The following is a 239-nucleotide window of genomic DNA, read 5'->3' as shown; positions in this document are numbered from 1 at the left end:
ATCGGGCTTAGTCGGTATTGGCGGTGGGGCGCTGACGGTGCCATTTTTAAGTCGTATGCGGTTGCCGGTGCGCCAGGCTATTGCAATTTCCTCGCTCGGCAGCTTTGTTATTGGTTGCAGCTCGGTGGTAATGTTTATTTTGAATGGCTGGTTGTCGGGTCGGGAATCCGGCGCTCTAGGGTTAATCAAGGTTCCCGCCTGGTTAGGTATTTCCGTTGCGTCGGTGCTATTCGCCCCAC

Annotated in this window: 1 protein-coding gene; it reads left to right on the top strand. The window is 54.8% G+C overall.

Annotation, left to right across the window (positions count from 1 at the left end; all coding sequences use genetic code 11):
• Positions 1–239: TSUP family transporter (locus SB749_RS20750; protein WP_410711980.1), on the top strand; the 239-nt coding region annotated here is incomplete at both ends.

Origin of the sequence: Brevibacterium sp. SIMBA_078 (assembly GCF_046534565.1) — a bacterium.
GTDB lineage: Bacteria > Actinomycetota > Actinomycetes > Actinomycetales > Brevibacteriaceae > Brevibacterium.
The sequence above is the reverse complement of the archived record's forward strand: the minus strand, read 5'-3'. Positions and strand labels throughout refer to the sequence as shown.